This is a genomic window from Streptomyces abyssomicinicus, assembly GCF_008974245.1.
Taxonomy (GTDB): domain Bacteria; phylum Actinomycetota; class Actinomycetes; order Streptomycetales; family Streptomycetaceae; genus Streptomyces; species Streptomyces abyssomicinicus.
On the sequence record NZ_BBZI01000015.1, the window covers coordinates 1 to 26,161 of the forward strand.

The following is a 26,161-nucleotide window of genomic DNA, read 5'->3' on the forward strand; positions in this document are numbered from 1 at the left end:
CCCCGCCAGCGCACGCGCCCGGATCTCGCGCAGCTCCGCCACGCGCCCTCGCGCGTCGGCCGGCTCGTTCAGGTCCTCAGTGGGCTCGCCCAGCGCCTCATCCACAACGGTCATGCAGCGACCTTACGAAGCGGGCCTGAGGGACGGGGCCATCGACTCCGTACAGTGTCCGGCGCGATTTCCTGGTGCTACCGAACAGAAGACCTGGGCCATGCAGGCGTTCCTCCTGCCCGACCGCCCGTCCGGTTGTAGGAGTCGCACAAAGGGCGTGCTCCACCCGGGGGACGGCCCGCGCCGGTGCGCGGGTGGGGCCGGCCGGGTGATGCCGGAGCTTACCTCCCCGAGTCGGTTGAATCTTAAACAGAATCGCGCTACCTTCGGAGACGTCGGAGGTCGTTGAATCTTCAACCGACAGCCTGACCGTTCGCGTTCCATCCGTCGTCCCGACCCCCTGAGGAGCACACCATGGGCATCTTCAACCGCAGCAACGCCGGCGCCGAGAACACCCCGGTGAGCCCGGACCTCGCCGCCCTGACCGGGGACTACACCCTCGACCCGTCGCACACCACGCTGGGCTTCGTCGCCCGCCACGCGATGGTCACCAACGTCAAGGGCCAGTTCCGCGAGTTCACCGGCGCCCTCCACCTGGACGGCTCGGACCCGTCGAAGTCCACCGCCTCGCTGGACATCGTCGTGGAGAGCATCGACACCGGCTCCGCCGACCGTGACGGACACCTCAAGAGCGCCGACTTCTTCAAGACCGACGAGTTCCCGACCATGACCTTCCGCTCCACGCGGATCGAGGCCGTCGGCGGCGACGACTACCGGGTCACCGGCGACCTGTCCCTCCTCGGGGTCACCAAGCCGGTCACCATCGACCTGGAGTTCCAGGGCGCCGCCAAGGACCCGTTCGGCAACGAGCGCGTCGGCTTCGAGGGCCGGGGCGAGATCCTGCGCTCCGAGTGGGGCGTCACCTGGAACGCCGCGCTGGAGACGGGCGGTGTGCTGGTCTCCGACAAGATCAAGCTCCGCTTCGACATCTCCGCCGTCAAGAGCGCCTGACGCCCATGGGCTGCGCAGGTTCCCCGTCCGGGCCCCGGACGGGGAACGCGCGCCGCCCGCGCCCGGGGCCCGCGCGCGGCCCACGTCCGGGCGCAGTCGGGCTACACGCGGTCCCCCTCCTGCGGGACGCGGCCCCCGTGCCCCCTGTGCACCGGCACCGCCGGCCCGCACGCTGGTATCCATGCCTCACCTCATGGTCGCGCGACCCGCAGTGCTGTGGCCCGCGGCGGCAGCCGCCGTCTTCACCGCCGCCCAGTTCGTCCTGATCCCCGGTACCGGGCTCGGCTGGGACGAGATCGTCTACGTCACCCAGGTCGAGGGCGGCACCCCCACCGCCTACTTCTCGGCCCCCCGTGCCCGCGGCGTCAGCTGGCTGAGCGCCCCGGTCGCCGCGCTCACGGAATCCGCCGCCTCCCCGGCGGTGCTGCGCGTCTACCTGGCCGTCCTCGCCGGACTCGGGCTGCTGGTCGCCCTGCGCGCCTGGCGCGCCCTGCTCCCGCCCGCCGTCCTCGGCGCCGCGGGACTCTTCTTCGCCGGGCTCTGGATCACCCTCTTCTACGGCCCCCGCGCCATGCCCAACGTCTGGTGCGCCCTGGGCGCGCTGGCGGCCACCGGCTGGTTCCTGCGCGCGGTACGCCGCCGCCCCGGCGCGGCAGAGGACCGCCGCGCCCCCTGGCTCGCGGCCGCGGCCGTCGCCTTCGTCGCCGTGATGCGTCCGGCCGACGGCCTCTGGCTCGCCCTGCCGCTGGTGGCCGCCGCCCTGCTGGTGCCCGCGTGGCGGGGCCACCGGGCCCTGCCGCTGCTGCTGGCCGCCGGGCTGGCCCTCGGCGCGCTGCCCTGGGTGGTGGAGGCGTACGCGTCCTACGGGGGCCCGCTCGCCCGGCTGAGGCGCGCGGGGGAGATCCAGGGCGGCATGGGCCTGCACTTCGCCGTCGACGACCAGATCCGCTCCCTGGTCGGCCGGACCCTGTGCCGTCCCTGCACCGGCCCCTGGAACCACCGCTGGACCGCCCTGTGGTGGTTCCTGCTGCCTCTGGCCGCCGCCGCCGGGGTCGTCGCCGCCCGGCGGGCCGGCCGGGGGGCCGCCTCGGTCCTCGCCACCGTCGTCGCCGCCTCGCTCGCCGTCACCTACCTGTTCACCATCGACTACGCCGCCCCCCGCTTCCTGCTGCCCGCCTACGCCCTGCTGGCGGTCCCGGTCGCCGAGGCGCTGGCCGCCGCCGTCCGCGCCGTGGGCCGCGCCCGCGGCCGCACCCGGGCCCTGCTCGGCGGCGCGCTGGCGCTGCTGCTGCTCGGCCACGTGACGGTCCAGCTCGCGGTGGCGGCCACCGTGACCGAGCGCAGCCGGGCCCAGCACCGGGAGCTGACCGCCGCCGCCGCGGAACTGCACCGCCTCGGCGTGCGTCCCCCCTGCGTGGTCACCGGCGACCAGTTCGTCCCCGTCGCCTACTACGCGGGCTGCTCCTCCCGGCAGCCGGCCGGCGGCCACGACGGCAGCATCACGGTGGCCGGGCTGCTGCGCCTCGGGCGCTCCCAGCCGCTCGCGGTGATCACCGTGGACGGCCGACGGCCTCCCGGTTACGCCGGTGGCTGGCGTCCCGCGGAGCTGGCCGGGGGCCACGTCGCCTGGCTGCCGCCGGACGGACCGGCCGGGCCGGAACGGGGACAGGGTGCCGGTGGCGGGCGTACCGTCGAACCATGAGGATCCAGGCCGTCGTATGGGACGTTGACGACACCCTCTTCGACTACCGCGCCGCCGACCGCAGCGGAATCGCCGCCCATGTGGCCGCCGAGGGCCTGTCGACGGCCTTCGAGAGCCCCGACCACGCCCTCGCCCGCTGGTTCGAGGTGACCGAGTTCCACTGGGCCAGGGTGTCCGCCGGCGAGCTCACCTACGAGGAGCACTGCCGGGAGCGGGTGCGGGCCTTCACCGGCCGGGACCTGGACGACGACGAGGCCGACGCCTGGTTCGGGCGGTACATCGCGCACTACGAGTCCGCCTGGGCGCTCTTCCCCGACTTCCTCCCCGCCCTGGAGGCCCTGGTCCCCAGCCACCGCCACGCGGTGCTGTCCAACTCCAGCCTGCTGGTGCAGGAGCACAAGCTGCGCACCCTGGGCGTGCTGGACCGCTTCGAGGCGGTGCTCTGCGCCGTCGACCTGGGCGTCGCCAAGCCCGCCGCGGAGGCCTTCCACGCGGCCTGCGACGCCCTCGGACTGCCGCCGGAGCAGGTGGCCTACGTGGGCGACCACCCGGAGATCGACGGGCGGGGCGCCGCCGAGGCAGGCCTGCTCTCCGTCCTGATCGACCGGTACGGCGAGGAGCCCGCCGGGGAGACGGGTGACGGCGCGGGGGAGCGCGCCTGGCGGCGCATCCGCTCGCTCGCGGAGCTGCCCGCGGTCCTGGGGGCGGAAACCCGTTTTGGAGCACGGTCAACCTTCGGGTAATGTTCTTCCTGCGCCGAGGGGAACGGGCCGAACAGCCCGGGACAGGAAGCGCGAAACTAGAACAAGAACCCCCGGCGTGGGGGCTTGCGTTCCAGTGGCCTATGGTGTAATTGGCAGCACGACTGATTCTGGTTCAGTTAGTCTTGGTTCGAGTCCAGGTAGGCCAGCTCGCAGAGCTCATCTGCAAAGCCCCCGTTGTGTAGCGGCCTAGCACGCCGCCCTCTCAAGGCGGTAGCGCCGGTTCGAATCCGGTCGGGGGTACTGATTCTCTCCGGAGGATCGCAACAAAGGCCCCCGTTGTGTAGCGGCCTAGCACGCCGCCCTCTCAAGGCGGTAGCGCCGGTTCGAATCCGGTCGGGGGTACAAACTGGTCTAACCATGTAATTGGTCTATGGTGTAATTGGCAGCACGACTGATTCTGGTTCAGTTAGTCTTGGTTCGAGTCCAGGTAGACCAGCTCGGATCTGCGGAAACGTAAGATCCTCGCCCCCGTTGTGTAGCGGCCTAGCACGCCGCCCTCTCAAGGCGGTAGCGCCGGTTCGAATCCGGTCGGGGGTACCAGTAGGACAAGGGTCCCGTTCACAGAACGGGACCCTTGTTCGTGCGCTGGTCGTTCGCGTGCCGGTGGTGAGGCGGGGTGTGGAACGGGTGGTGTGAGAACGGCCCGTGCCCGCTCGGCGGGCGGGCACGGGCCGTTCGGGGTCAGCTGGCGCGCCTCAGCGCCTCGGAGAGCCGCGAGGCCGCGTCTATGACGGCCTGCGCGTGCATCCGGCCCGGATGCCGGGTGAGGCGCTCGATCGGACCGGAGACGGACACGGCCGCCACCACCCGGTTCGACGGGCCGCGCACGGGGGCGGACACCGAGGCGACGCCCGGCTCGCGTTCGCCGATGGACTGGGCCCAGCCGCGGCGCCGCACGCCGGAGAGCGCGGTGGCGGTGAACCGGGCTCCCTGGAGGCCGCGGTGGAGCCGCTCCGGCTCCTCCCAGGCCATCAGGATCTGCGCCGACGAGCCGGCCTTCATGGTCAGCGTCGACCCCACGGGAACGGTGTCCCGCAGTCCGGACAGGCGCTCGGCGGCGGCGACGCAGATCCGCATGTCGCCCTGGCGGCGATAGAGCTGGGCGCTCTCCCCGGTGACGTCCCGGAGATGGGTGAGCACCGGGCCGGCGGTGGCCAGCAGCCGGTCCTCGCCGGCCGCCGCGGCCAGCTCGGCCAGGCGGGGCCCGAGAATGAAACGGCCCTGCATGTCCCGCGCCACCATGCGGTGGTGCTCCAGTGCCACGGCCAGTCGATGGGCCGTGGGCCTTGCCAGTCCGGTCGCCGCGACCAGACCCGCGAGGGTGGCCGGACCGGACTCGAGAGCGCTCAGTACAAGGGCGGCCTTGTCCAGAACGCCGACGCCGCTGCTGTTGTCCATGCAACGATATTCGCGTCTCACTCTGTGAAACGCAAGTTCACTTTCCCGTGGAAGCCGCCACTCTGGATGCATGGCGTCGTGGTCGCTGCTCCAGGCGGCCGCCACCTGAGTCTCAAGAAGTGCGGGGCCGACGAGGTCCCCGCCGAAGGGAAAGCGATGGGTAGGACACTGGCGGAGAAGGTCTGGGACGACCATGTCGTCCGGCGCGCCGAGGGCGAGCCCGACCTCCTCTACATCGATCTGCACCTGCTTCACGAGGTGACCAGCCCCCAGGCCTTCGACGGCCTCCGCAAGAGCGGACGCAGCGTGCGCCGCCTCGACCTCACCATCGCCACCGAGGACCACAACACCCCGACGATCGACATCGACAAGCCGATCGCCGACCCGGTGTCCCGCGCCCAGCTGGAGACGCTGCGCAAGAACTGCGCCGAGTTCGGCGTCCGGCTGCACTCGCTGGGCGACGTCGAGCAGGGCGTCGTCCACGTGGTGGGACCGCAGCTGGGGCTGACCCAGCCGGGCACCACGGTGGTCTGCGGCGACTCGCACACCTCCACCCACGGTGCCTTCGGCGCGCTGGCGTTCGGCATCGGCACCTCGCAGGTCGAGCACGTGCTGGCCACCCAGACGCTGCCCATGGCCCGCCCGAAGACCATGGCGATCACCGTCGACGGCGAGCTGCCCGAGGGCGTCACCGCCAAGGACCTGATCCTCGCCGTGATCACGAAGATCGGCACCGGCGGCGGCCAGGGCTACGTCCTGGAGTACCGCGGCAGCGCCATCGAGAATCTCTCGATGGAGGCCCGGATGACCATCTGCAACATGTCGATCGAAGCCGGTGCCCGCGCGGGCATGATCGCCCCCGACGAGACCACCTTCGCGTACCTCGAGGACCGCCCGCACGCGCCGCAGGGCGCCGACTGGGACGCCGCCGTGGAGTACTGGCGGACCCTGCGCACCGACGACGACGCGGTCTTCGACGCCGAGGTCGTCATCGACGCCGCGGAACTCGCCCCGTTCGTCACCTGGGGCACCAACCCCGGCCAGGGCGCGCCGCTTTCGGCCTCCGTGCCGGACCCCGCCTCCTTCGAGGACGCGTCCGAGAGGTTCGCCGCCGAGAAGGCCCTCGAGTACATGGGCCTGGAGGCCGGCACGCCGCTGCGCGAGGTGAAGGTGGACACCGTCTTCGTCGGCTCCTGCACCAACGGCCGCATCGAGGACCTGCGTTCGGTCGCCGAGGTCATCAAGGGCCGCAAAGTCGCCGACGGCGTACGGATGCTGGTCGTCCCGGGCTCCGCGCGGGTCGGGCTGCAGGCGGTCTCCGAGGGCCTGGACGTGGTCTTCAAGGAGGCCGGCGCCGAATGGCGGCACGCGGGCTGCTCGATGTGCCTCGGCATGAACCCGGACCAGCTCGCCCCCGGCGAGCGCTCCGCCTCCACCTCCAACCGCAACTTCGAGGGACGTCAGGGCAAGGGTGGCCGCACCCACCTGGTCTCCCCGCCGGTGGCCGCCGCCACCGCCGTCCTGGGCCGGCTGGCCTCCCCGGCCGACCTGACCGACGCGCCCGTCCCCGCCGGCGTCTGAGAGATCTGGAACCGAGGAACCCACACCATGGAAGCCTTCACCGTTCACACCGGCCGTGCCGTCCCGCTGCGCCGCAGCAACGTCGACACCGACCAGATCATCCCCGCGCACTGGCTCAAGAAGGTCACCCGGGACGGGTTCGAGGACGGGCTCTTCGAGGCCTGGCGCAAGGACCCGGAGTTCGTCCTCAACCGCCCCGAGCGGGAGGGCGCCACCGTCCTGGTGGCCGGCCCCGACTTCGGCACCGGCTCGTCGCGCGAGCACGCCGTCTGGGCGCTGCAGAACTACGGCTTCAAGACCGTGATCTCCTCCCGCTTCGCCGACATCTTCCGGGGCAACTCGCTGAAGAACGGCCTGCTCACCGTGGTGCTGGAGCAGTCCGTGGTCGACGCGCTGTGGGAGCTGGTCGAGAAGGACCCGACCGCCGAGATCACCGTCGACCTCGAGGCCCGCGAGGTGCGTGCCGAGGGTGTCACCGCGGCCTTCGAGCTGGATGAGAACTCCCGCTGGCGGCTGCTGAACGGGCTCGACGACATCTCCATCACCCTGCGCGAGGAGGCGGACATCGCCGCCTACGAGGCGGGGCGGCCCGCCCACAAGCCCCGGACGCTCGCCGCCTGAGCCCGGGCCGGGCGCCGCCCCGAGCCCTTCCGCTCCGAGCGGCCCGCCACGCCAAGGCCCCCGGAACCGACCTGACCGGTCGGTTCCGGGGGCCTTTTTCGGCCACCCCGAAAGCGGCTCCGACGCGCCCCGCCGCCACGATCGGGGGTACTGCCGCGCCCTGCCGCGTAGACAGGTTGACGCCGCCCGATTCGTTCCCAACTCCCTGTGTTAGCTGCGGTGTTGCGCGGGTACCCGGGCCGTGGCGGCACCCCCGGCGGATGCCGTCGAAGGGCCCGTCCAGGCAGCAGTTGCCCCCTGCGCAGGCGACAACTCGCCCTAGATGGCACAATCTGTGCATGGAACACGACGGCCAACTCGCGCTCTATGCGGCGGTCGCGGACCGGCTCAAAGAAGCGCACACACAGGTGCGCGCACTGCAAGTCCCGGAGGGCGTACGGGTGGCGCTGACCCGGAAGCTGCTGATCATCACGGCGGCGGCCAAGCACGATCTCGCCGACGCGACAAGGCGGCTGGAGAGGTTCACGGAGGACCTCGCGCAGGGGCGATTCCCCGCCGAGAGCCACTGAGCACTCCGGGGCGGTCGAGTCCGTTGCGGCACAAGGGTGATTAGCCCGTTTCGTGTTTGATTTGCGGTATATATCTGCCTAACGTGCGAAAACGCTTGAACGGATACGTTCTGGCAAATGTCTCCGAAGGGGAAGACGTGAACAAGGCGCAGCTCGTAGAAGCGATTGCCGACAAGGTCGGTGGCCGTCAGCAGGCCGCCGACGCGGTGGACGCGGTCCTGGACGCCATCGTCCGCGCGGTCGTCGCCGGGGACCGGGTGTCGGTCACCGGTTTCGGTTCCTTCGAGAAGGTCGACCGTCCGGCGCGCTACGCCCGCAATCCCCAGACGGGGGAGCGGGTCCGGGTCAAGAAGACCTCCGTGCCCCGCTTCCGCGCCGGCCAGGGCTTCAAGGACCTGGTCAGCGGCTCCAAGAAGCTCCCGAAGAACGACGTCGCGGTGAAGAAGGCCCCCAAGGGCAGCCTCACGGGCGGCGCCTCCGCCACCGTGAAGAAGGCCGCGGCCAAGAAGACCACCGCCGCGAAGAAGGCCTCCGCCGCCAAGACCACGGCGGCCAAGAAGACCACGGCCACCGCCAAGAAGACCACCGCGGCCGCCAAGAAGACCACGTCGGCGACGGCGAAGAAGACCTCGGCCGCCGCGAAGAAGACCACCCCGGCGAAGACCACGGCCACCGCCAAGAAGACGGCCGCCAAGAAGGCTCCGGCCAAGAAGGCCGTGGCCAAGAAGGCGCCCGCCAAGAAGTCCACGGCGCGCAAGACCACCGCGAAGAAGACCACCTCGCGCGGCGGCAAGTAGGAACGCCACGCGCCTTCGGGGCTGCTCACGCGCCGGGCCGGACTCCTCCCAGGAGCTCCGGCCCGCAGCGCGTCACGGGCCGTCCGCGCGGTCCGGAGGGCCCGCCGCGGGGTTCAGAAGGTCTGCAGGGTCACCAGGGTGATCCGCGGGGCACCGCCGGCCGCAGGGGCGTCCGCCACCTCCAGGCGCACCCGCTGGCCCGGGCGCAGCAGCAGCAGCCCGCCCGCGTCGAAGGCGGCGGCGTCGAAGGGGACCGGCGTGCCGTCGTCGAGGAGCACCTGACCGGTGCGGGTGTCCGGGTCGAAGGTGTAAGCGGTGGCATGCATGGCGTCAGGGTACCGGCGTGCCGCTCAGGGGCCGGCCGGCAGCAGGAGCGCGGCCAGCACGGCCGTGCGCGGGCCCACCCCCAGTGCCAGGGCGGCCCGCAGGTCGGCGGCGGTGTCCACGTCCTGGCGCACCGAGTCCACGTCCGCCGGCAGCAGCTCGACGGCGCCCGAGGCCGCGTGCCGGGCCCGGGAATCCTCCCCGAATTCCGGACGCAATTCCCGGCCGGGCGAAGCCGCCAGCAATGTCGTCCCGATTCCCGCCGCGTCCGGGAGAAAGGCCCGGGGGAATTCCGCCGCCGCTTCCAGGACGCGGGCCAATTCCGCCGGCCGCAGTGCCGGGAGATCCGCGTTGAGCGCGGCCACCGCCCCGCCGGGCCGTGCCCGGCGGGCCACCGAGGCGCCGTGGGCCAGGGCGGCGTTCAGACCGCCGCCCGACGTGGCCTCCGGTACGACGCGCGCCCCCAGGGCCCCCAGTTCCCGTGCGGCCAGGGCGTCGTCCGTGACTACCGCCACATCGCGTACCTCGGGGCAGGCCAGTACGGCCGCCACGGTGTCCTGCGCGAACGCGAGCGCGAGGCCCGGCCGCAGCCCGTCCGAGGCGGCGTCCGACAGCCTGCTCTTGGCCCGCGCGAGGGGCTTCAGGGGGATGACCAGGGTCCAGTGCACGCGTGTTCGTCCTTCTCTCGACGCCGACATTGTCCCCCCGCGGGTCCGGCGACAGGGCGACGGCGGCCGTCGGACGGGGCGTACGGTGTTCTCGACAGACGGTCGGCCCGGGGCCACACTTGTGCGACCCACGACCGGCCGAATCCGAAGAACCAGGCCCCCGCCCCGTACGGCTCCCCGTACGGCCCGGAGTGCCCAAGAGGAAGGTGTGCGCGTGCCTCGCCGCAGAATCGGCTTCTGGTACCGCTTCGCAGCGGTCATCGCAAAACCGCCGCTGGTGCTTCTGCTGAAGCGGGACTGGCGAGGAATGGAGAACATTCCGGCCGAGGGCGGCTTCATCACCGTGGTGAACCACATTTCGCATGTGGACCCGCTCGTCTACGCGCACTACCAGTACAACACCGGCCGGCTGCCGCGCTTCCTCGCCAAGAGCGGACTGTTCAAGAAGGGCTTCGTCGGCGCCGTCATGCGCGGCACCGGGCAGATCCCCGTCTACCGGGAGTCCACCGACGCGCTCAGCGCCTTCCGCGGCGCCATCGACGCCGTGGAGCGCGGCGAGTGCGTCGCCTTCTACCCCGAGGGCACCCTCACCCGTGACCCGGACGTGTGGCCGATGACCGGCAAGACGGGCGCCGCCCGGGTCGCGCTGCGCACCAAGTGCCCGGTCGTCCCGGTCGCCCAGTGGGGGGCCAACGAGGTCCTGGCGCCGTACGGGAAGAAGCCGAGCCTGTTCCCGCGCAAGACGGTGCGGGTGACCGCCGGCCCGCCCGTCGACCTGTCGCGCTTCTACGACAAGGAGATGACGCCGGAGCTCCTCAAGGAGTGCACCGACGTCATCATGGACGCCATCACCCGCGAGCTGGAGCAGATCCGCGGCGAGAAGGCGCCCGAGGTGCGGTACGACCCCCGTGAGGTTCGCATCGAGCAGCGGCGCAGGGCGGCCCGGCAGGCCGCCGAGCAGGCCGGGTCCACCGCGTCGGGGGAGGGGAACGGCAGGTGACCGGACCCGAGACGGGCGGACCCGGTACGGCCGCCCCCGTGAAGGCGGCCGTCTTCGGCGCCGGTTCCTGGGGCACCGCCTTCGCGATCGTCCTCGCCGACGCGGGATGCGAGGTCACCCTCTGGGCGCGCCGTCCGGACGTGGTCGACGCGATCAACTCCACGCGGGTGAACGCCGACTACCTGCCGGGCGCCGAACTGCCCGCGGGGATCCGGGCCACCACCGACCCGGCCGAGGCGGCCCGCGACGCCGACTTCACCGTGCTCTCGGTCCCCTCGCAGACCCTGCGCGGCAACCTGGCCGCCTGGGCGCCGCTGCTCGCCCCCGGCACCGTGCTGGTCTCCCTGATGAAGGGCGTCGAGCTGGGCTCCGCGATGCGGATGAGCGAGGTGGTCGCCGAGGTCGCCGGGGTGGGCCCCGGGCGCGTCGCCGTGGTCACCGGCCCCAACCTGGCCCGCGAGGTCGCCTCCCGGCTGCCCACCACCGCCGTGGTGGCCTGCGCCGACGAGTCGGTCGCCCGCCGCCTCCAGGCCGCCTGCCACACTCCCTACTTCCGGCCGTACACCAACACCGACGTGGTGGGCTGCGAACTCGGCGGCGCCGTCAAGAACGTCATCGGCCTCGCGGTCGGCATCGCCGACGGCATGGGCCTCGGCGACAACGCCAAGGGCTCGCTGATCACCCGCGGGCTCGCCGAGACCACCCGGCTCGGGCTGGCCATGGGCGCCGACCCGCTCACCTTCGCCGGCCTCGCCGGCCTCGGCGACCTGGTCGCGACCTGCTCCTCGCCGCTCTCCCGCAACCACACCTTCGGCACCAACCTCGGCAAGGGGATGACGCTGGAGGAGACCATCGCGGTCACCCGGCAGACGGCGGAGGGCGTCAAGTCCTGCGAGTCGGTGCGCGACCTCGCCCACCGGCACGGGGTGGACATGCCCATCACCGAGACGGTGGTCGAGATCGTCCACGAGGGCAAGCCGCCGGTCGTCGCCCTCAAGGAGCTCATGGGACGCGATCCCAAACCGGAACGCCGCTGAAGGACGCCTGGTCGGCCCCCTCGCGCGGGGCAGACCGGGCGAATCGTCCGTGTGCCCGACCGTGCCCGCTGACCTGTCCGGAACCAGCGGGTACGCTCAATCCGTTATGAGCACCCAGAACCTCCCCCAGAGCCCTGAGCGGACCGCCGGGCAGCCGCAGCGCAAGCCGCGCGTCGCCGTCGTCTTCGGCGGCCGCAGCTCCGAGCACGGCATCTCCGTGGTCACCGCCGGCGCCGTGCTGCGCGCGATCGACCGGACGAAGTACGACGTCCTGCCGATCGGCATCACCCGGGAGGGGCGCTGGGCCCTGACCGCCGACGAACCGGACCGGATGGCGATCACCGACCGCGTCGTCCCGGCCGTGGAGGAACTCGCCGAGTCCGCCGAGGGCGGCGTGGTGCTCCCCGTCGACCCGGCCAGCCGCGAGGTCGTCTACAGCGAGCCCGGATCGGTCTCCAAGACGCTGGGCGAGATCGACGTGGTCTTCCCCGTCCTGCACGGCCCCTACGGCGAGGACGGCACCCTGCAGGGCATGCTGGAGCTCTCCGGCGTCCCCTACGTCGGCGCGGGCGTCCTCGCCTCCGCCGTCGGGCAGGACAAGGAGTACATGAAGCGGGTCTTCACCTCCTTCGGCCTGAAGGTCGGCCCCTACGTGGTGATCCGCCCCCGCGAGTGGGAGCTGGACCAGGCCGCGGCCCGCAAGAAGATCGTCGACCTGGCCGGCGACCACGGCTGGCCGCTCTTCGTGAAGCCGGCCCGGGCGGGCTCGTCCATCGGCATCACCAAGGTCGACGACCTGTCCGGACTGGACGAGGCCATCGCCGAGGCCCAGTTCCACGACCCCAAGATCATCGTCGAGGCGGCGCTGGTGGGGCGCGAGATCGAGTGCGGCGTCCTGGAGTTCGAGGACGGCCCGCGGGCCAGCGTCCCGGCGGAGATCCCCCCGGCGCAGAGCCACTCCTTCTACGACTTCGAGGCCAAGTACATCGACTCCGCGGCCGGCATCGTCCCCGCGCCGCTCACGCCGGAGCAGACGGCCGAGGTCCAGCGCCTGGCCGTCGAGGCGTTCGAGGCGGCGTCCTGCGAGGGGCTGGTGCGGGCGGACTTCTTCCTCACGGAGGAAGGGGAGTTCGTGATCAACGAGATCAACACGATGCCGGGGTTCACGCCGATCTCCATGTACCCGCGGATGTGGGAGGAGTCCGGGGTGTCCTACACGGAGTTGGTCGACCGGTTGCTGCGGGCGGCGCTGCGGCGGCGGACGGGCCTGAGGTAACGGTTCGCCTCGCGGGGCGCCGCCTCGCGGGGCGCCGCCTCGCGCCTCCGGCGTAGCCGCCCCCCCCGGGCCCCGCCGGGGGATCCCACGTGTTCCCGGGCCGCGGAGTCCCGCCCCTTCTCCCGCCCCACGACGAACCGCCCGCCGCACCGCGGGCGGTTCGTCGTTTCTCGTGCCCATCCTCCTTCCCCTTCGCCGCCCGGGATCCCCCGGCCCGGTCACCCGGACAGGGCCGGTGGGGTGACGCCGGGCCGGGAGGGCGCCCGGAGCGGGCAGGGATCAGCGCATCCATCCACCATCCCCCGGCCGAAGCACTGGCGTGCAGCTGACCGAGAGTGAAGAGGGGTTGTGCATGCTGGGACTGCGGCTCACGGTGGCCGAACCGGTCAGGCGGCTCGACGGCCCACGCGACGGCCCGGGCGACGACGGCCGGGGCAGCGACGGCCCAGGCGACGACGGCCGGGGCGGCGACGGCCCGCTCACGGCCCGGGAGGCCGTCCGGGCGGCCGAGACGGAACTCGCCGGCGTGCTGGACGACGCGCTGGCCAGGGCACGCGACACCGACCCCGTCTTCGCCCGCGACGTCGCCGACCGCCTCGCCGCGTTCGTGCGCCGCGACGGCAAGCGGCTGCGCGCCGCGTTCGCCTGGTGCGGATGGCGGGCCGTCGGCGGCACCGGCGACGCCGCGCCCGTGGCCCGCACGGGCGCGGCCCTGGAACTCGTCCAGGCGTGCGCGCTGGTGCACGACGACGTGATGGACGGGTCGACGCTGCGCCGCGGCGGCCCGGCCCTGCACGTGGAGTTCGAGGAGGCGCACCGAGACGCGCGGCGGACGGCCGGCCCGCCGGGCACGTTCGCCCTCTCCGCCGCCGTGCTCGCCGGCGACCTGGCGCTGGCCTGGGCGGACGACCTGATGGCGGAGACGGCGCTCGGCTCGCCGCACGGACGGCGGCTGCTGCGTACCTGGCAGGCCATGCGGGGCGAGATGGTGGCCGGGCAGTACCGGGACGTCCGCGCCCAGGCCACCGCCGCCTCGGGCCTGGACGAGGCGCTGACCATCGCCACCCTCAAGAGCGCCATGTACACGGTCGAACGCCCCCTCGCGCTGGGGGCGGCGCTGGCCGGGGCCGAGGGACCGGCCCTGGACGAGCTGCGCCGCGCCGGGCGCTGCGCGGGGCTGGCCTTCCAGCTCCGCGACGACCTGCTCGGCGCGTTCGGCGACCCGGCGCTGACCGGCAAGCCGGCCGACGACGACCTGCGAACCCGCAAGCTGACCTGCCTGCTCGCCCTCGGGCTCCGGCTCGCCGAGGCCGCCGGCGACACCGCGGCCGCCGCCGCGCTCGCCCCGGACGCGCCGGCCGGGACGGACCAGGACGTGCGGCGGATGCGCGCCGCGCTGACGCGGACCGGGGCGCGGGCCGCCGTCGAGGCGAGGATCGGGGAACTCGCCGTGACCGCCCTGCGGCACTTCGGCCGGAGCGGCGCCCACCCGGCCGTGCGGCGGGAGTTCGCCGAGCTGGTCGGCCGGGCCGCCGGGGTCACCCTCGCGGACACCGGGGAGGCGGCGTGAGGACGGTACCGGGTCCCACGGACCACGTCGTCGTGGTGGGCGCCGGGCTCTCCGGCCTCGCCTGCGCGCTGCACCTGCTCGGCGCGGGCCGCCGCGTCACCGTCGTCGAACGCGACGCCGGCCCCGGAGGCCGGGCCGGCCGGGTCGGCCTGGGCGGATACGCGATCGACACCGGCCCCACCGTGCTGACCATGCCCCACCTGGCCGACGAGGCGTTCGCCGCGGTCGGCGACAGCCTCCGCCACCACGTGGAGCTCACCCCCCTGCACCCGGCCTACCGGGCGGCCTTCGCCGACGGCAGCGCGCTCGACGTCCACACCGACGGCGCGGCCATGGAGGACGAGGTCAGGCGGTTCGCCGGACCGGCCGAGGCGGACGGCTACCGCAAGCTGCGGGAGTGGCTGGAGCGGCTGTACCGGGCCCAGATGCGGCGCTTCATCGACACCAACTTCGACTCGCCGTTCCAGCTCCTGCACCCGGACCTGGCGCGCCTGGCGGCTCTCGGCGGGTTCGGCCGCCTCGACCGGCGCATCGGCCGGTTCCTCGCCGACCCCCGGCTGCGCCGCGTCTTCTCCTTCCAGGCCCTGTACGCCGGCGTCGCCCCGGCCAGGGCCCTCGCCGCCTACGCGGTGATCGCCTACATGGACACCGTGGCCGGCGTCTGGTTCCCGCGGGGCGGCATGCACGCGCTGCCCCGCGGGATGGCCGCCGCGGCGGCCGGCGCGGGCGCCGGGTTCCGCTACTCGTCCGAGGTGACCGCGCTGGAACGCGCCGCCGGCCGGGTCCGCGCGGTGCGGCTCGCCACCGGCGAACGCATCGCCTGCGACGCCGTGGTGCTGACCTGCGAACTGCCCGCCGCGCACGGACTCCTGGGGCGTGCCCCGAAGCGTCCGGTACGGCTGCGCCACTCGCCGTCGGCCGTCGTCCTGCACGCCGGGACGGACCGCACCTGGGACTCGCTGGCCCACCACACCCTGTCCTTCGGCGCCGCCTGGGAGGACACCTTCGAGGAACTCACCCGTACCGGACGCCTGATGAGCGACCCGTCGCTGCTGATCACTCGCCCCACCACGCACGACCCCGGCCTGGCGCCGCCCGGCCGGCACCTCCACTACGTCCTCGCGCCCTGCCCGAACACCGCCGTCGGCCCCTCCGCGGCGGCCTGGCACGACCTGGGCCCCCGCTACCGGGACAGTCTGGTCGCCGAACTGGAGCGGCGGGGACTGGACGGGTTCGCGGACAGCGTCCAGGAGGAACTGCTCGTCACCCCGCTGGACTGGGCGGGGCAGGGCCATGCCGACGGCAGCCCCTTCTCCGTCTCCCACACCTTCGCCCAGACCGGCCCGTTCCGCCCCCGCAACCTGGTGCGCGGCGCGGAGAACGTGGTGCTGGCGGGCTGCGGCACGACCCCCGGCGTCGGGGTGCCCACGGTACTCATCAGCGGCAGGCTCGCCGCCGCCCGCGTCACCGGAGGGACCCCGCGCAGGACGTCCGTGCACCTTCCGCCGGCGCCACGCGCCGACCGGGCCGTCCCGCCGGCCCCGGCAGGTGTCCATGACGCGCCGTGAACTCGACGCCGCCCGGATCACCGACCCCGCGCTGCGCGCCGCCTACACCCGGTGCCGCCGGCTCAACGCCCGCCACGGCCGCACCTACTTCCTGGCCACCCGGCTGCTGCCGGTGGAACGCCGGTCCGCCGTGCACGCGCTGTACGGGTTCGCCCGCCGGGCCGACGACCTCGTGGACGACCTCGACGGGCCCCGGACGCCCGCCGAGCGCGACGCGGCGCTGCGGCGCCTCGAGACGGACCTCGCCCGCGCCCTGCGGACCAGGACGGGGCGGACCGGGACGGGGCGGACCGGGACGGGGGACGATCCGGTGGTCCGGGCCGTCGCCGACACCGCCGGGCGGTACGGCATCGGGCACCCGCTGTTCGCCGACTTCCTCACCTCGATGCGCAGCGACCTGCACGTCACCGACTACCCGACCTACGCCGACCTGCGGACCTACATGCACGGGTCGGCCGCGGTGATCGGGCTGCAGATGCTGCCCGTGCTCGGCACGGTGGCGCCCCGCGAGGAGGCGGCCCCCTACGCGGCGGCCCTCGGGGAGGCGTTCCAGCTCACCAACTTCCTGCGCGACGTGGGCGAGGACCTGGACCGCGGCCGGATCTACCTGCCGGCGGACCTCCTCGGCGCGCACGGGGTGGACCGGCCGCTGCTGGAGTGGAGCCGCCGCACCGGCCGCACCGACCCGCGCATCCGGGCCGCCCTGCTCGCCGCCGAGGCGCTGACCAGGCAGGTCTACCGCGCGGCGGAACCCGGCATCGCGCTCCTCGACCCGCGGACCCGCCCCTGCGTGCGCACCGCCCACACCCTCTACGGCGGGATCCTCGACGCGATCGCCGACCAGGGGTACGCGGTGCTGCACCGCCGCGCCGTGGTGTCCGCCGGACGGCGCGCCGTCACGGCGGCCGCCGGACTGGCACAGATCGCCGGCGCGCGGGCCCGCGCCCGCACCGCACGCCGCGCACCCCGCCCGGGCGCGGCGCTCTCCTGGAAAGGACCCGTCGAGTGAGCGAGCGAACGGACCGGGACGGCTGGACCTCCCCCTTGCGGCGCCGCCGCCGGTCGGCGTGGGCGGCGCAGACGCCCACCTGGCGTGACGCGCGGCCCGGCCTGATCGCCCAGGCGCTGAAACGGGCCTCCGCGCGCCCCTCCGGCAACTGGTTCGTGGTCGGCGCCTCCCGCGGCATGCGCGCCGCCGACCGCCCGTACGGCCGGACCGTCGGCGGGAGCGAGGTCGTGCTCTGGCGGTCGGACGGCGGCGGACTCCGCGCGGGCCCCGGCGCGTGCCCGCACCTCGGCGCCCCCCTGCGGGACAGCCGGGTGGTGTGCGGCACCCTGGTGTGCCACTGGCACGGCCTGGCCCTCCGGGGCGGCGCCACCGCCGGATGGGAGCCGTACCCGGTGCACGACGACGGGGTCCTGGTGTGGGTCCGGCTGGACGCGGTCGGCGGCGAGGAGCCGACGGCCCTCCCCCTCGTCCCCGCGCGGCCCGGGACGGGCAGCGGCGTGGACGCCGTGTACACCGGCGTCGGGCGGTGCGAACCCGAGGACGTGGTCGCCAACCGGCTCGACCCCTGGCACGGCTCGTGGTTCCACCCGTACTCCTTCGTGGACCTCACGGTGGCCCGGCCGCCCCGCGGGGAGGACGACGACGCCTTCGTCGTCGACGTCTCCTTCCGGGTCACCGACCGCCTGGTGGTGCCCGTCCGGGCCGAGTTCACCGCCCCCGGGCCCCGCACCGTCGTCATGCGCATCACCGAGGGGGAGGGGCGCACCTCGGTGGTGGAGACCCACGCCACGCCCCTGACGGCCGCCGACGACCCCCACCCGCGGACCGCCGTCGTCGAGGCGGTCGTCGCCGCCTCGGACCGGCGCGGCTTCGCCCTCGCCCGGGCGGCCGCCCCCGTGCTGCGCCCCTTGATGCGGCGGACCGCCGGCCGCCTGTGGCGGGACGACCTCGCCTACGCCGAACGCCGCTGGGCGCTCCGCGGCACCGGCCGGTTCCCGGGCTGAGCAACCCCCGGGCGCGCCCCGGGCCCCTCGGACGAGCCGCTGCCGGGTGCGCGTCCGCAGCCGGGCCCGGGGCGCGTCCAGAGCCGGGCCCGGGGCGCGTCAGGACGGGCCCGGGGCCCGGCGGTCAGCGTCCGGCGAGGGCGGCCAGCCCCCGCAGCGCGGCGGAGCGGCCCGCCCGGGGCACCGTCCACAGCACCTGCCCCCGCACGCCCCAGTCGGCCAGCAGGGCGCCGGCCGCCAGGAACCCGGTGGTGGCGGCGCGTTCCATCAGCGCCACCGGCAGGTCGCAGCGGATCGCGTCACCGGCCAGCGTCACCCGGGGATGGGGCGTGCGCACGGCCGGCCGCCTGCGGTGGGAGCCGACCGGGAAGAACGGGCAGTCGGCCCGCCACTCGTGACGGGCGTCCACGACGCGGGCCCCGCGCGTCTCGGGGTAGACCCGGCGGAGACCGGCGAGCAGTCGGTCCTGCACCTCCTCGCGGTCCGCGCCGGCCGGCACCGCGTAGGCGTGCAGCTCGACCACCGAGCCGCCGGTGCGGGCGGCCCAGCGGGCCGCCTCCCCCTCGTAGCGCTCCAGGACACTGACGTTGTCCAGGCCGTCGTAGCCGCTGGTGCCGAGGAAGCCCGGGCGCCCGGCCCGCACCGGGCGGTCCAGCCAGAGCCGGGACACCAGGAAGGGCGGCGCGGTCCGCAGCGCGGCGACGTCCTCCCGCCAAACCGGGGTGCCGAGGGCCGGCGAGGCCTCCACCAGCGCGCGCAGCGCCCCGGGGTCCAGGGCGAGCACCGCCGCCTCGTGGCGCTCCACCGAGCCGTCGGCGACGACCTCGACGCCCCCGTCCTCGTGCGGCCGGACGCCGTGGACAGGGGTGCCGGTGCGCACGCGTGCCCCGAGCGTCCGCAGGTGGTCGCCGAGCGGTTCCCACAGCGCCTGCGGGAAGGGCTCGGCCGGCACGTCGAACAGCAGCCCCTCGGAGGAGCCGAGGAAGTAGATGTGGAACATCAGGAGCAGCTCGGCCGCCGACAGTTCGCGCGGGTCGGCGAAGAAGCTGCGGGAGAACACCTCGAACGCCAGGTGGTGCGCCGCCTCGGGGAAACGGACCCGGTCCAGGAAGGCCGTCGCGCTCGTGCCGTCGAAGCGTTCGTAGACCTCGGGGACGCGGACGTCCAGGAGCGGCAGCGCCGCCCGGGGGTCCATGGCCGCCAGGTCGCGCCAGCCGAAGGTGGGGCTGAGGGCGACGAAGCCGAGGGCGCTGAACGGCGGGGTGCGCGGCACGCGGGCGAAGCTGTCGGTCAGTCCGCCGCTGTGCCGCAGCGGGTAGTCGGGCAGCGGCCGGAGGCGGTCGAGCCCGGGGTCGGTCCTCCGCAACAGGCCCCGCAGGTTGTAGTACTGGCGGAAGAAGGCGTGGAAGCCGCGGCTCATGGTCGCCGCCGACCCGTCGGCCAGGCGGGTGCGCCAGCCGGCCAGCCGGCCGCCGAGCGTGTCCCCCCGTTCGTACAGGGTCACCCGGGCGCCCCGCTCGGCCAGCAGCGTGGCCGCGGCGAGACCCGCGATCCCGCCGCCGACCACGGCGACGCCGGGCGCGTCACCGGGAGTGAAGCGCTCACGGCCCGGTGCGGGCATCAGGATCTCCGCCCTGCGGTCACGGCCCCGCCGGGCGGCGCGCGGCCGGGTTCCCGGCGGGCGCCGGCCGGGGGCGGGCGGGGCGTGGTCGAGCGCGCGGACCGGGCGGGGGTCGAACGGCGGCGTCATCGGTGGCTCTCTCCGGTGGACGGTGCGGACGGCGGACGACGGGGGAGGAAGGGCAGTTCGAGGGCGGTCCGGAGCATCGGGCCGACGGGTGTGCGCAGTCCGACGCCGAACTCCTCCCACAGGGAGGTGCCGCCGTCGAGGAAGCGCAGCAGCCGCTCCGCCGGAACGCGGCGGAACAGGTCCGTGAAGAAGGCGGGGCCGTCGACGCGGCCGGTGTCCAGCGCCCGCAGCAGCACCGCGTCCATGGCGAGGGCCCGCCGCCCGTGCGGCGGTGGCACGCTCGTGCGGCCCGCGCGCAGGGCGGCGGCCACCGCCCGGCTCTGCCGCTGCACGGCGGCGAAGGTGTAGCCGGTGGCCGGGCGGGTGGCGCCGCCCGCGGTGCCGATCCGGAAGACCGAGCGGCCGGCCCGGCGGGCGAAGCGCCCGTCCGTCATGGGGATCACGCCCTGCTCCGCGGCCTCCACGGTCAGCGCGCCCAGTCCCAGGACGTCACGGCAGTAGTGGTCCAGGGCCGCCTCGTACGCCTCGGTGGCCAGCGGCGCGCGGGAGAACTCGGTGTACTCGACCAGCGCCCGGTCCGCGGCCAGCGGCAGGACGTACCCGAAGGCCAGGCCGTGCCGGGGCTGCGGCACCCGGAAGTCCATCAGGTCGGCGACCGCCGGATCGAACCGCGGGACACCGGTGCGCACGAACCAGCCGCGGAAGTGCTGCAGCAGGTGGGTCCGGGCGGGGGGCAGGACGCGCGGCGGGCGGGAGTCGAACACGAGGCGGGCGCGGAGCGAGAGGGCGCCGCCGTCCGGCGCCGTGCAGTGCACCACGGCGCCGTCGGCCGCCTCCCGGACCGTGTCCGCCGTGGCCCGCAGGAGGCGGGCCCCGGGGGAGCCGGCCAGCCGGGCGCGCACCAGGCTCTCGAAGCCGGTGGACCGGATCATGCGGTAGCGCAGCGGAGCGGGGTCCACGGTCAGGGCCCGTCCGTCGGCGCCGTGGACGCGCAGCCGGGACCAGGAGGCGACGACGGCCTCGTCCAGGCCGTCGCCGTCGCCGTCGGTGCCGGTGCCGTCGGTGCCGCCGTCGTCGCCCGGGTGGTCGCGGTGCCAGTGGCACCAGGTCCGTTCGGGCGGACGCAGGGGGCCGTCGGGGGCCTCCACCAGCGTCAGGGTGAGGGGAGGGGAGACCCCGGGGGAATCCGGGGGCCCCGCGATCTCCGCCAGCCGGTGCGCGAGGCTCAGTCCGGCCGCGCCGCCGCCGAGGACGACGACGTCCGAGACCTGAGGGGCCGCGGCGGAACGCCGGCTCATCCGGCCGTCCGGTCGTCGCTCCGGGCCGGGTGCGGGCGGGGGACGCCGGATCGTCCGCGGGTACGGGCGCCGTCGAGGGTCACAGTCCACTCCCGGAAGTCGAAGACGGGCGTCGGCCTTGCCCACGCATCGTCTCTTCCGGATCCGGGCCGCCGGCGGATGCGGCGCGCGGTCCGCGCCGGATCCGCCGTCAGCCGGGTGACGGATCGGCCAGCAGCTCCCTGGCGGCCCGCGTGCCTGACGCCAGCGCGCCCTGGACGCTGCCGGTGGCCCGGTGGTCGCCGCAGACGTACCGGCCCGCCGCGACACGCGTGGGGCGGCTCAGCGGCCACGGGGGCTCCATCACGGGCAGGGCGCCCCGGACGGTGTACACGGCGACCTGCCGCCAGTCGCGGGTGTCGGCCCCGTACAGCTCGCCCAGGCGGCGCAGCACCGCATCGTCCGCCCCGGGACGGTCCTCGCCCAGCACCGACGTGGAGACCAGAGCGGTCCCCGGCGGCGCGTAGGCGGGCGTGACCTCGCTCGGCACGCACGTGTTCAGCACGTGCCCCGCGCCGTCCACCATCAGCGTCGGCTCGGCCAGCGGGGGGCGCGGTGCGGCGTGGTAGTAGGTGGTGACCGTGCGGCCGGCCGGCACGTCCAGCCCCGGCAGCAGCCGCGCCGCGGCGGCCGCGTCCGTCGCCACCACGACGCCGGGCGCGGCCAGTTCACGGCCGTCGGCGAGCAGCACCCCCTCGCCGGTGACCGCCTCCACCGGCGTCTCCAGCCGCAGCGTGCCCGGGGGCAGACGGCCGGCCAACTGCTCCGGGACGGCGCCGATCCCGCCGGCGGGCAGGCACAGCGTGCCCCGGACCATGCTCCGCCAGACCAGGTGGAAGAAACGGGCGGACGTCTCCAGCCGGTCCTCCAGGAACACGCCGGAGAGGAAGGGCCGCAGGATCTCGTCGACCGTGCCGGCCGAGACCCCGGCCCGGGACAGGGCGGCGGCCGTGGAGCGGTCGTCCGGGCCGCGGGTGAGGAAACGGGCGGGCAGCAGGGCGTCGCGCGCGGTGAGCGCGCCCAGGGCGGCGAGGTCGCGGGCCGGCAGCACCCGCCCGGGCAGCAGCGCCCCCGCCTCCCCGGGGCGCCGGGTCGGATCCGCCAGCCGGACCGGCCCGGCCGAGGTGTGGGCGACCAGGCCGGGCGTGAACGGCCGCAGCCGCAGCGCCCGCAGGTCCAGCCGCCGCTTGACCTGCGGGTAGGAGGTGTTGAACACCTGGAAACCGCGGTCCAGCAGGAACCCGTCACGGCGGTCCGTGCGCATCCGGCCGCCCACGCCGTCGGACGCCTCCAGCAGTGCCACGCGTCGTCCCGCGCGGCACAGGTCCAGCGCGCAGGCCAGGCCGGCGAGGCCCGCCCCGACGACGACGGCGTCCGGGGTGGGCCGGGTGCTCGGGGCGGCGCGGCCGCCCGGGGCGGTGCGGGCGCTCGGGGGGTGACCGGTCATGGTTCCCTTCCTCCGGCGTTCCTCCGCCGCCGCGCGCGGGCGGTGACGGGTCCGCCGCCGGGGAAGTCCCGGACGGCGACGGGTCCGCCCGGGCCTCCCGCGGGCGGGTGCCGTCCGCCGGGGCGGGCGGCACCGCGGCCGAGTACCCGGCGGGCCGGTCCTCGTCACCTGGGCGCGGCGCCCGCAGTCCGCACCGCCGCGCGGCACGGTCACCGGCGCACGGCCGTCTCCACCGCCGCGACGGCCTCCGCCAGCCCCGGCGGATGGGGGAGCCCGGGTGCGGTCTGCCCGGCCCAGCCCGGGCCCAGCGTCAGCACCGCGGGTCTCCTGCGGGCACCGCGAACCCCCCACTCGATCGCCGCGACGTGCTGGGCCAGCGGCCGGCTGGCCGTGGTGCGGGACTGCGCCCACAGCCCCACCACCGCCGGACCGGTCCGGCGCACCGCGGTCACCAGCGACTCCACCGGCAGCGCGCCGCCGAACATGCGCACCGGCAGGCCCCGTTCGGCCAGCGACGCGGCCAGCACCTCCAGCGGCAGCGTGTGGTTCTCCCCGGGGACACAGGCGAGCACCGTCGTGGCGCCGGGCCGGTCGGCGGCCACGGGCGGCGCGTGACGCCGCAGCGCTCCCGAGACGTGCCAGGACAGGAAGTGCTCGACCTCGACGTAGCGCTCCCCGGAGCTCTCCCACTTCCGGCCGACCGCCTGGAGCGTCGGCATGATCACCTCGGTCCAGGCGGCCACCAGGCCGTGATCCCCTATCGCCTCGTCCAGCAGCCCGTCGAGGGCCACGGCGTCCAGGCGCAGCGCCGCCCGCGCGATCCCCTTGCACTCCTGCCGCACGTCCCCCAGGCGCAGCCCCGACCCGGCCCGGCTGCGCGCGCGGGCGCCCGGCCTCGGGCGGGCGGCGGCCGCCGCCGCCGTGGCGCGCGGGGGAGCGCCGGACTCCGCTTCGGCGAGGACCACCCGGGCGGCCTCGGCCGGCGGCACACCGGTCGCCGTGAGCGCGCACATCCGCTCCAGGCGGGCGAGGTCCGTGGCCGTCCAGCGTCGGTGCCGGCCCCCGGTGTGCGCGGTGGGGCCCAGCCCGTAACGGCGGTCCCAGGAGCGGACCGTGGTCGGTGCCACGCCCAGCCGCCGCGCCACCTCGCCGGTGGTCAGCCCGCCTTCCCGCGGCGCGCCCGGCAGCCCGTCGCGCCCGTCGTGCCCCTCGCGCTCGCCGTGCTCGTCGCGTCCGCCGTGCTCGCCGTGCTCGCCGTCCATCGCCGCACCTCCTGCTGCTCACCTCCATCGTACGACGCACAAACGACGCATGTTGAGTGCGTCGTTATCACTCACAAGACTGACATCACGAGCCGGTGGTCAGGGCGCGCACGCCGTCCCGGCCCGCTCCGCGGGCGGTCGACGCCGACGCCCGCACGGCGCAGACGGCAGGAGGAACAGGTCATGACCACGTACATGCCGCACGCCGGTGTCCGTCCCCCGGCCCCGGCCGGAGCCCCGCGCGAGACCCCGGCGCCCGGCCGCCCGGCCCCGGACGACGAGGAGCTCGCCCATGGCCTGCGCGCCGCCGACGAGCATGCCTTCGCCGCCGTCTACCGACGCTGGGGCCCCCTCGTCCACACCATGGCCACCCGCTCGCTCGGCGACACCCACGAGGCCGAGGACGTCACGCAGCAGGTGTTCATCGGCGCGTGGCGCGGGCGGGACGGCTACCGCCCGGAGCGCGGAACGCTGGGCGGTTGGCTCGTCGGCATCACCCGCCGCAAGATCGTCGACGCCCTGGCGGCGCGCACCAGGCGCCTCACGCTCGTCGACAGCGTCACCCGCGCCGACGACGGCGGGGGAGCGCGCCCCGAGGGTGCGCCCGAGGAGGTCCTGGACCGGGTCCTGCTGGTCGACGCCCTGTCCCGGCTGCCCCGCGGACAACGCGAGGTGCTGTGCCTGGCCTTCTACGAGGACCTGACCCAGGCCCAGATCGCCGACCGCACCGGACTGCCCCTGGGCACCGTGAAGAGCCACACCCGGCGCGGCCTGCTACGGCTCCGCGCGGCGATCGAACAGGGTGACGGCGTCGGCGTGACAGGGGAGCGGGCCGGGCCGTAGGTGACCGGAATGGAGGAAATGTCCCTCCTGTGCATCCGTTCCGGGGGGCACCCGCGAACTACGGGTGAGACCGCGCAACCGGCGCGGACCTCGAAGAAGGGATCACTCCCATGACCTCCCGGACTCCCCTCCTCATCGGTGCCTCCGCCGGAGCATGCGCCCTGGCCCTCGCCGTCGCCGCCCCGTCCGTGACCGCCGCGGCCGCCGACAGTGACTGGACGGGCACGGTGTCCGTGTTCCACGGCGTTCCGGGGACGACCGTGGACGTCTACGCCAACGGGGACCGGCTGCTCGGCGACTTCAAGCCCGGCACGGTCACCAAGCCGCAGGCCCTGGACGCCGGAACCTACGAGATACAGCTGTTCAAGGCCGGTCAGGGCCCCGACGGCACGCCGGTCCTGGAGAAGAAGGTCCAGGTGCCGGAGGGAGCCGACGCCACGATCGCGGCGCACCTGTCCGCCGACGGCGAGCCGCAGCTCACGACCTTCAAGAACGACACGTCGAAGGTCGACGCCGGCCAGGCCCGGCTGACCGTCCGGCACGTGGCCGCCGCCCCGGCAGTGGACGTCAGGGCCGGGGGCGAGCCCGTCTTCACCGGGCTGACGAACCCGAACCAGGACTCCACCGTGGTGGACGCCGGCACCGTGAACGCCGACGTGACCCTTGCCGGCACCGGCACCGTGGCGATCGGCCCCGCGGACCTGAACCTCAAGGCGGGCAGCGACACCGTCGTCTACGCCTGGGGCAGCGCGGACGACCAGAACCTCGCCCTGGCGACCCAGACGCTCGGCGGCACGGAATCCTCGCCGAACGCCGTCCACGCGGGCGGCACCGGCGCGGCGGCCGCCGTCACCCCCAACTCCCCGGAGGCCTGGCTGGCGTGGGCCGCCGTCACCGGACTGGTCACCCTGACGGGCGTGCGGGTGGCACACCGGGTCTCCGACCGGCGCGGATGAGGGAACGGGACGCCGCCGCCTGCTCGCCGTGACGACCGCCGCCCCTGGCGGCGGTCGTCGCCGTGCAGCCCCTCCGGGTGCGGGAACGGGCGCCCGAACCCCTCGTGCAGGGACGCGCCGCGCGGGAACGCCCGCACGGCCAAGGCACGCGCGGGTACGTCCCGCCAGGCGAACAAGGGAAAACGAACGGTGGCGCACGTCGACCCCACGCACCTCATGGAACTGGCCCTCGGCAACGGCGTGACACCCGACGACGGCACGCTGCGCCACCTCGCGGGGTGCGGGCACTGCCGGGAGGAGCTGCGCCGGACCCTGCGGGTCGTCGTCGCGGCGCGGGGGGTGCGGGAGCGGGACCTGCCGAGCGAGCCGCCGGAACGGGTGTGGCGGGCCGTCGCCCGGAACCTCTCCGCGACGGACCGGCCCCTCACGCCACCGCCCCCACCGGCCCCGGCCTCACTGGCCCCGGCCTCGCCGGCCCCGGCCTCGCCGGCCCGGATGTCTCCCGGGGCCTCCCGGTGGGCGGCCCGGCGGGGGACGGCGTGCCGCGCGGCCTGCCGTCGGCTTCTGTCCGCGCTCGCCGCCGTCACCCGACGCCTCAGGGGCTGACCGGCCGCCG

The 26,161-nt window shown here is 74.9% G+C and carries 24 protein-coding genes and 5 tRNA genes; 22 read left to right on the forward strand and 7 right to left on the reverse strand.

From position 1 onward, the window contains the following. Positions 1-465 precede the first annotated feature (465 nt). The 8 genes from GBN72_RS31585 (at position 466) to GBN72_RS31620 (ending at position 4,068) form a co-directional block, all read left to right on the forward strand. A complete protein-coding gene (locus tag GBN72_RS31585) occupies positions 466-1,062 on the forward strand; it encodes a YceI family protein (RefSeq protein WP_151775414.1) in 597 nt (198 codons plus the stop codon). 181 nt (positions 1,063-1,243) lie between these two features. Next, positions 1,244-2,764, forward strand: a complete 1,521-nt coding sequence (locus tag GBN72_RS31590) for a hypothetical protein (protein WP_151775415.1) — start codon at positions 1,244-1,246, stop codon at positions 2,762-2,764. Continuing rightward, positions 2,761-3,507 (forward strand): HAD family hydrolase, encoded by a 747-nt coding sequence (locus GBN72_RS31595; protein ID WP_151775416.1) that lies wholly within the window; start codon positions 2,761-2,763, stop codon positions 3,505-3,507. Before GBN72_RS31590 ends, GBN72_RS31595 begins: the two co-directional genes overlap by 4 nt. Before the next feature lie 95 nt (positions 3,508-3,602). After that, positions 3,603-3,674 (forward strand) — tRNA-Gln (locus tag GBN72_RS31600). Between the two features lie 21 nt (positions 3,675-3,695). Next, positions 3,696-3,768, forward strand: a tRNA-Glu gene (locus tag GBN72_RS31605). Between the two features lie 29 nt (positions 3,769-3,797). Beyond that, positions 3,798-3,870: transfer RNA gene (locus tag GBN72_RS31610), tRNA-Glu, on the forward strand. 22 nt (positions 3,871-3,892) lie between these two features. After that, positions 3,893-3,964: transfer RNA gene (locus GBN72_RS31615), tRNA-Gln, on the forward strand. Between the two features lie 28 nt (positions 3,965-3,992). Next, positions 3,993-4,068: transfer RNA gene (locus GBN72_RS31620), tRNA-Glu, on the forward strand. 141 nt (positions 4,069-4,209) lie between these two features. Here the strand turns inward: GBN72_RS31620 and ndgR are convergent. Further along, complete coding sequence (gene ndgR / locus GBN72_RS31625) at positions 4,210-4,926, reverse strand: IclR family transcriptional regulator NdgR (protein ID WP_151775417.1); 717 nt, start codon at positions 4,924-4,926, stop codon at positions 4,210-4,212. Positions 4,927-5,082: 156 nt separating this feature from the next. Here ndgR and leuC point away from each other — a divergent pair, with 156 nt between their 5' ends. From leuC to GBN72_RS31645, 4 genes are all read left to right on the forward strand, one after another. Next, a complete protein-coding gene (leuC, locus tag GBN72_RS31630) occupies positions 5,083-6,507 on the forward strand; it encodes a 3-isopropylmalate dehydratase large subunit (RefSeq protein ID WP_151775418.1) in 1,425 nt (474 codons plus the stop codon). Positions 6,508-6,534: 27 nt separating this feature from the next. Continuing rightward, positions 6,535-7,128 (forward strand): 3-isopropylmalate dehydratase small subunit, encoded by a 594-nt coding sequence (leuD, locus tag GBN72_RS31635; RefSeq protein ID WP_151775419.1) that lies wholly within the window; start codon positions 6,535-6,537, stop codon positions 7,126-7,128. A 338-nt stretch (positions 7,129-7,466) separates the two neighbouring features. Further along, complete coding sequence (locus GBN72_RS31640; protein WP_151775420.1) at positions 7,467-7,697, forward strand: SCO5555 family protein; 231 nt, start codon at positions 7,467-7,469, stop codon at positions 7,695-7,697. Between the two features lie 137 nt (positions 7,698-7,834). Further along, positions 7,835-8,494, forward strand: coding sequence for an HU family DNA-binding protein (locus GBN72_RS31645; protein WP_151775421.1), 660 nt, complete (start codon positions 7,835-7,837; stop codon positions 8,492-8,494). 113 nt (positions 8,495-8,607) lie between these two features. Here the strand turns inward: GBN72_RS31645 and GBN72_RS31650 are convergent, their stop codons facing one another. Both GBN72_RS31650 and cofC read right to left on the reverse strand, forming a co-directional pair. Beyond that, on the reverse strand, positions 8,608-8,820 hold the full coding sequence (locus GBN72_RS31650; RefSeq protein ID WP_151775422.1) for a hypothetical protein: 213 nt from the start codon (positions 8,818-8,820) through the stop codon (positions 8,608-8,610). A gap of 24 nt (positions 8,821-8,844) precedes the next feature. Further along, complete coding sequence (gene cofC / locus GBN72_RS31655) at positions 8,845-9,486, reverse strand: 2-phospho-L-lactate guanylyltransferase (RefSeq protein WP_151775423.1); 642 nt, start codon at positions 9,484-9,486, stop codon at positions 8,845-8,847. A 214-nt stretch (positions 9,487-9,700) separates the two neighbouring features. Here cofC and GBN72_RS31660 point away from each other — a divergent pair, with 214 nt between their 5' ends. The 7 genes from GBN72_RS31660 (at position 9,701) to GBN72_RS31690 (ending at position 17,950) form a co-directional block, all read left to right on the forward strand. Beyond that, a complete protein-coding gene (locus GBN72_RS31660) occupies positions 9,701-10,486 on the forward strand; it encodes a lysophospholipid acyltransferase family protein (RefSeq protein WP_151775424.1) in 786 nt (261 codons plus the stop codon). Next, positions 10,483-11,523 (forward strand): NAD(P)H-dependent glycerol-3-phosphate dehydrogenase, encoded by a 1,041-nt coding sequence (locus GBN72_RS31665; RefSeq protein WP_151775425.1) that lies wholly within the window; start codon positions 10,483-10,485, stop codon positions 11,521-11,523. Before GBN72_RS31660 ends, GBN72_RS31665 begins: the two co-directional genes overlap by 4 nt. A gap of 106 nt (positions 11,524-11,629) precedes the next feature. Then, a complete protein-coding gene (locus GBN72_RS31670) occupies positions 11,630-12,799 on the forward strand; it encodes a D-alanine--D-alanine ligase family protein (RefSeq protein WP_151775426.1) in 1,170 nt (389 codons plus the stop codon). A 352-nt stretch (positions 12,800-13,151) separates the two neighbouring features. Further along, a complete protein-coding gene (locus tag GBN72_RS31675) occupies positions 13,152-14,369 on the forward strand; it encodes a polyprenyl synthetase family protein (protein WP_151775427.1) in 1,218 nt (405 codons plus the stop codon). Continuing rightward, the gene (gene crtI / locus GBN72_RS31680) at positions 14,366-15,937 is read left to right on the forward strand and encodes a phytoene desaturase family protein (protein WP_151775428.1); all 1,572 of its coding nucleotides are present in this window, start codon (positions 14,366-14,368) and stop codon (positions 15,935-15,937) included. Before GBN72_RS31675 ends, crtI begins: the two co-directional genes overlap by 4 nt. Then, entirely contained in the window at positions 15,924-16,946 is a 1,023-nt protein-coding gene (locus GBN72_RS31685; protein WP_151775429.1) for a phytoene/squalene synthase family protein, read from the forward strand. The genes crtI and GBN72_RS31685 overlap by 14 nt, the downstream gene beginning before the upstream one ends. After that, a complete protein-coding gene (locus tag GBN72_RS31690; protein ID WP_151775430.1) occupies positions 16,943-17,950 on the forward strand; it encodes a Rieske (2Fe-2S) protein in 1,008 nt (335 codons plus the stop codon). The genes GBN72_RS31685 and GBN72_RS31690 overlap by 4 nt, the downstream gene beginning before the upstream one ends. Before the next feature lie 124 nt (positions 17,951-18,074). Here the strand turns inward: GBN72_RS31690 and GBN72_RS31695 are convergent, their stop codons facing one another. The 4 genes from GBN72_RS31695 to GBN72_RS31710 all read right to left on the reverse strand — a co-directional run bounded on the left by GBN72_RS31695 (position 18,075) and on the right by GBN72_RS31710 (position 23,746). Further along, positions 18,075-19,571 carry an FAD-dependent oxidoreductase gene (locus GBN72_RS31695; RefSeq protein WP_174887243.1) on the reverse strand — a complete coding sequence of 499 codons (1,497 nt, stop codon included), beginning with the start codon at positions 19,569-19,571 and terminating at the stop codon, positions 18,075-18,077. A 125-nt stretch (positions 19,572-19,696) separates the two neighbouring features. Further along, positions 19,697-20,998 carry a lycopene cyclase family protein gene (locus tag GBN72_RS31700; protein WP_151775432.1) on the reverse strand — a complete coding sequence of 434 codons (1,302 nt, stop codon included), beginning with the start codon at positions 20,996-20,998 and terminating at the stop codon, positions 19,697-19,699. A gap of 190 nt (positions 20,999-21,188) precedes the next feature. Next, complete coding sequence (locus tag GBN72_RS31705; protein ID WP_151775433.1) at positions 21,189-22,484, reverse strand: NAD(P)/FAD-dependent oxidoreductase; 1,296 nt, start codon at positions 22,482-22,484, stop codon at positions 21,189-21,191. Between the two features lie 209 nt (positions 22,485-22,693). Continuing rightward, positions 22,694-23,746, reverse strand: a complete 1,053-nt coding sequence (locus GBN72_RS31710; protein WP_151775434.1) for a MerR family transcriptional regulator — start codon at positions 23,744-23,746, stop codon at positions 22,694-22,696. A 183-nt stretch (positions 23,747-23,929) separates the two neighbouring features. Between GBN72_RS31710 and GBN72_RS31715 the strand changes: the two genes are divergently transcribed. From GBN72_RS31715 to GBN72_RS31725, 3 genes are all read left to right on the forward strand, one after another. Next, positions 23,930-24,589 (forward strand): RNA polymerase sigma factor, encoded by a 660-nt coding sequence (locus tag GBN72_RS31715; RefSeq protein WP_151775435.1) that lies wholly within the window; start codon positions 23,930-23,932, stop codon positions 24,587-24,589. Positions 24,590-24,699: 110 nt separating this feature from the next. Further along, entirely contained in the window at positions 24,700-25,545 is an 846-nt protein-coding gene (locus GBN72_RS31720; RefSeq protein ID WP_151775436.1) for a DUF4397 domain-containing protein, read from the forward strand. Positions 25,546-25,734: 189 nt separating this feature from the next. Next, complete coding sequence (locus GBN72_RS31725; protein ID WP_151775437.1) at positions 25,735-26,151, forward strand: hypothetical protein; 417 nt, start codon at positions 25,735-25,737, stop codon at positions 26,149-26,151. The last annotated feature ends 10 nt before the right edge of the window (positions 26,152-26,161 follow it).

Coding starts and splice junctions, on each gene's coding strand:
- GBN72_RS31585 (WP_151775414.1), top strand. CDS start 466: ATGGGCATCTTCAACCGCAGCAACGCCGGCGCCGAGAACACCCCGGTG.
- GBN72_RS31590 (WP_151775415.1), top strand. CDS start 1,244: ATGCCTCACCTCATGGTCGCGCGACCCGCAGTGCTGTGGCCCGCGGCG.
- GBN72_RS31595 (WP_151775416.1), top strand. CDS start 2,761: ATGAGGATCCAGGCCGTCGTATGGGACGTTGACGACACCCTCTTCGAC.
- ndgR (WP_151775417.1), bottom strand. CDS start 4,926: ATGGACAACAGCAGCGGCGTCGGCGTTCTGGACAAGGCCGCCCTTGTA.
- leuC (WP_151775418.1), top strand. CDS start 5,083: ATGGGTAGGACACTGGCGGAGAAGGTCTGGGACGACCATGTCGTCCGG.
- leuD (WP_151775419.1), top strand. CDS start 6,535: ATGGAAGCCTTCACCGTTCACACCGGCCGTGCCGTCCCGCTGCGCCGC.
- GBN72_RS31640 (WP_151775420.1), top strand. CDS start 7,467: ATGGAACACGACGGCCAACTCGCGCTCTATGCGGCGGTCGCGGACCGG.
- GBN72_RS31650 (WP_151775422.1), bottom strand. CDS start 8,820: ATGCATGCCACCGCTTACACCTTCGACCCGGACACCCGCACCGGTCAG.
- GBN72_RS31670 (WP_151775426.1), top strand. CDS start 11,630: ATGAGCACCCAGAACCTCCCCCAGAGCCCTGAGCGGACCGCCGGGCAG.
- GBN72_RS31675 (WP_151775427.1), top strand. CDS start 13,152: ATGCTGGGACTGCGGCTCACGGTGGCCGAACCGGTCAGGCGGCTCGAC.
- GBN72_RS31685 (WP_151775429.1), top strand. CDS start 15,924: ATGACGCGCCGTGAACTCGACGCCGCCCGGATCACCGACCCCGCGCTG.
- GBN72_RS31695 (WP_174887243.1), bottom strand. CDS start 19,571: ATGCCCGCACCGGGCCGTGAGCGCTTCACTCCCGGTGACGCGCCCGGC.
- GBN72_RS31700 (WP_151775432.1), bottom strand. CDS start 20,998: ATGAGCCGGCGTTCCGCCGCGGCCCCTCAGGTCTCGGACGTCGTCGTC.
- GBN72_RS31705 (WP_151775433.1), bottom strand. CDS start 22,484: ATGACCGGTCACCCCCCGAGCGCCCGCACCGCCCCGGGCGGCCGCGCC.
- GBN72_RS31710 (WP_151775434.1), bottom strand. CDS start 23,746: ATGGACGGCGAGCACGGCGAGCACGGCGGACGCGACGAGCACGGCGAG.
- GBN72_RS31715 (WP_151775435.1), top strand. CDS start 23,930: ATGACCACGTACATGCCGCACGCCGGTGTCCGTCCCCCGGCCCCGGCC.
- GBN72_RS31720 (WP_151775436.1), top strand. CDS start 24,700: ATGACCTCCCGGACTCCCCTCCTCATCGGTGCCTCCGCCGGAGCATGC.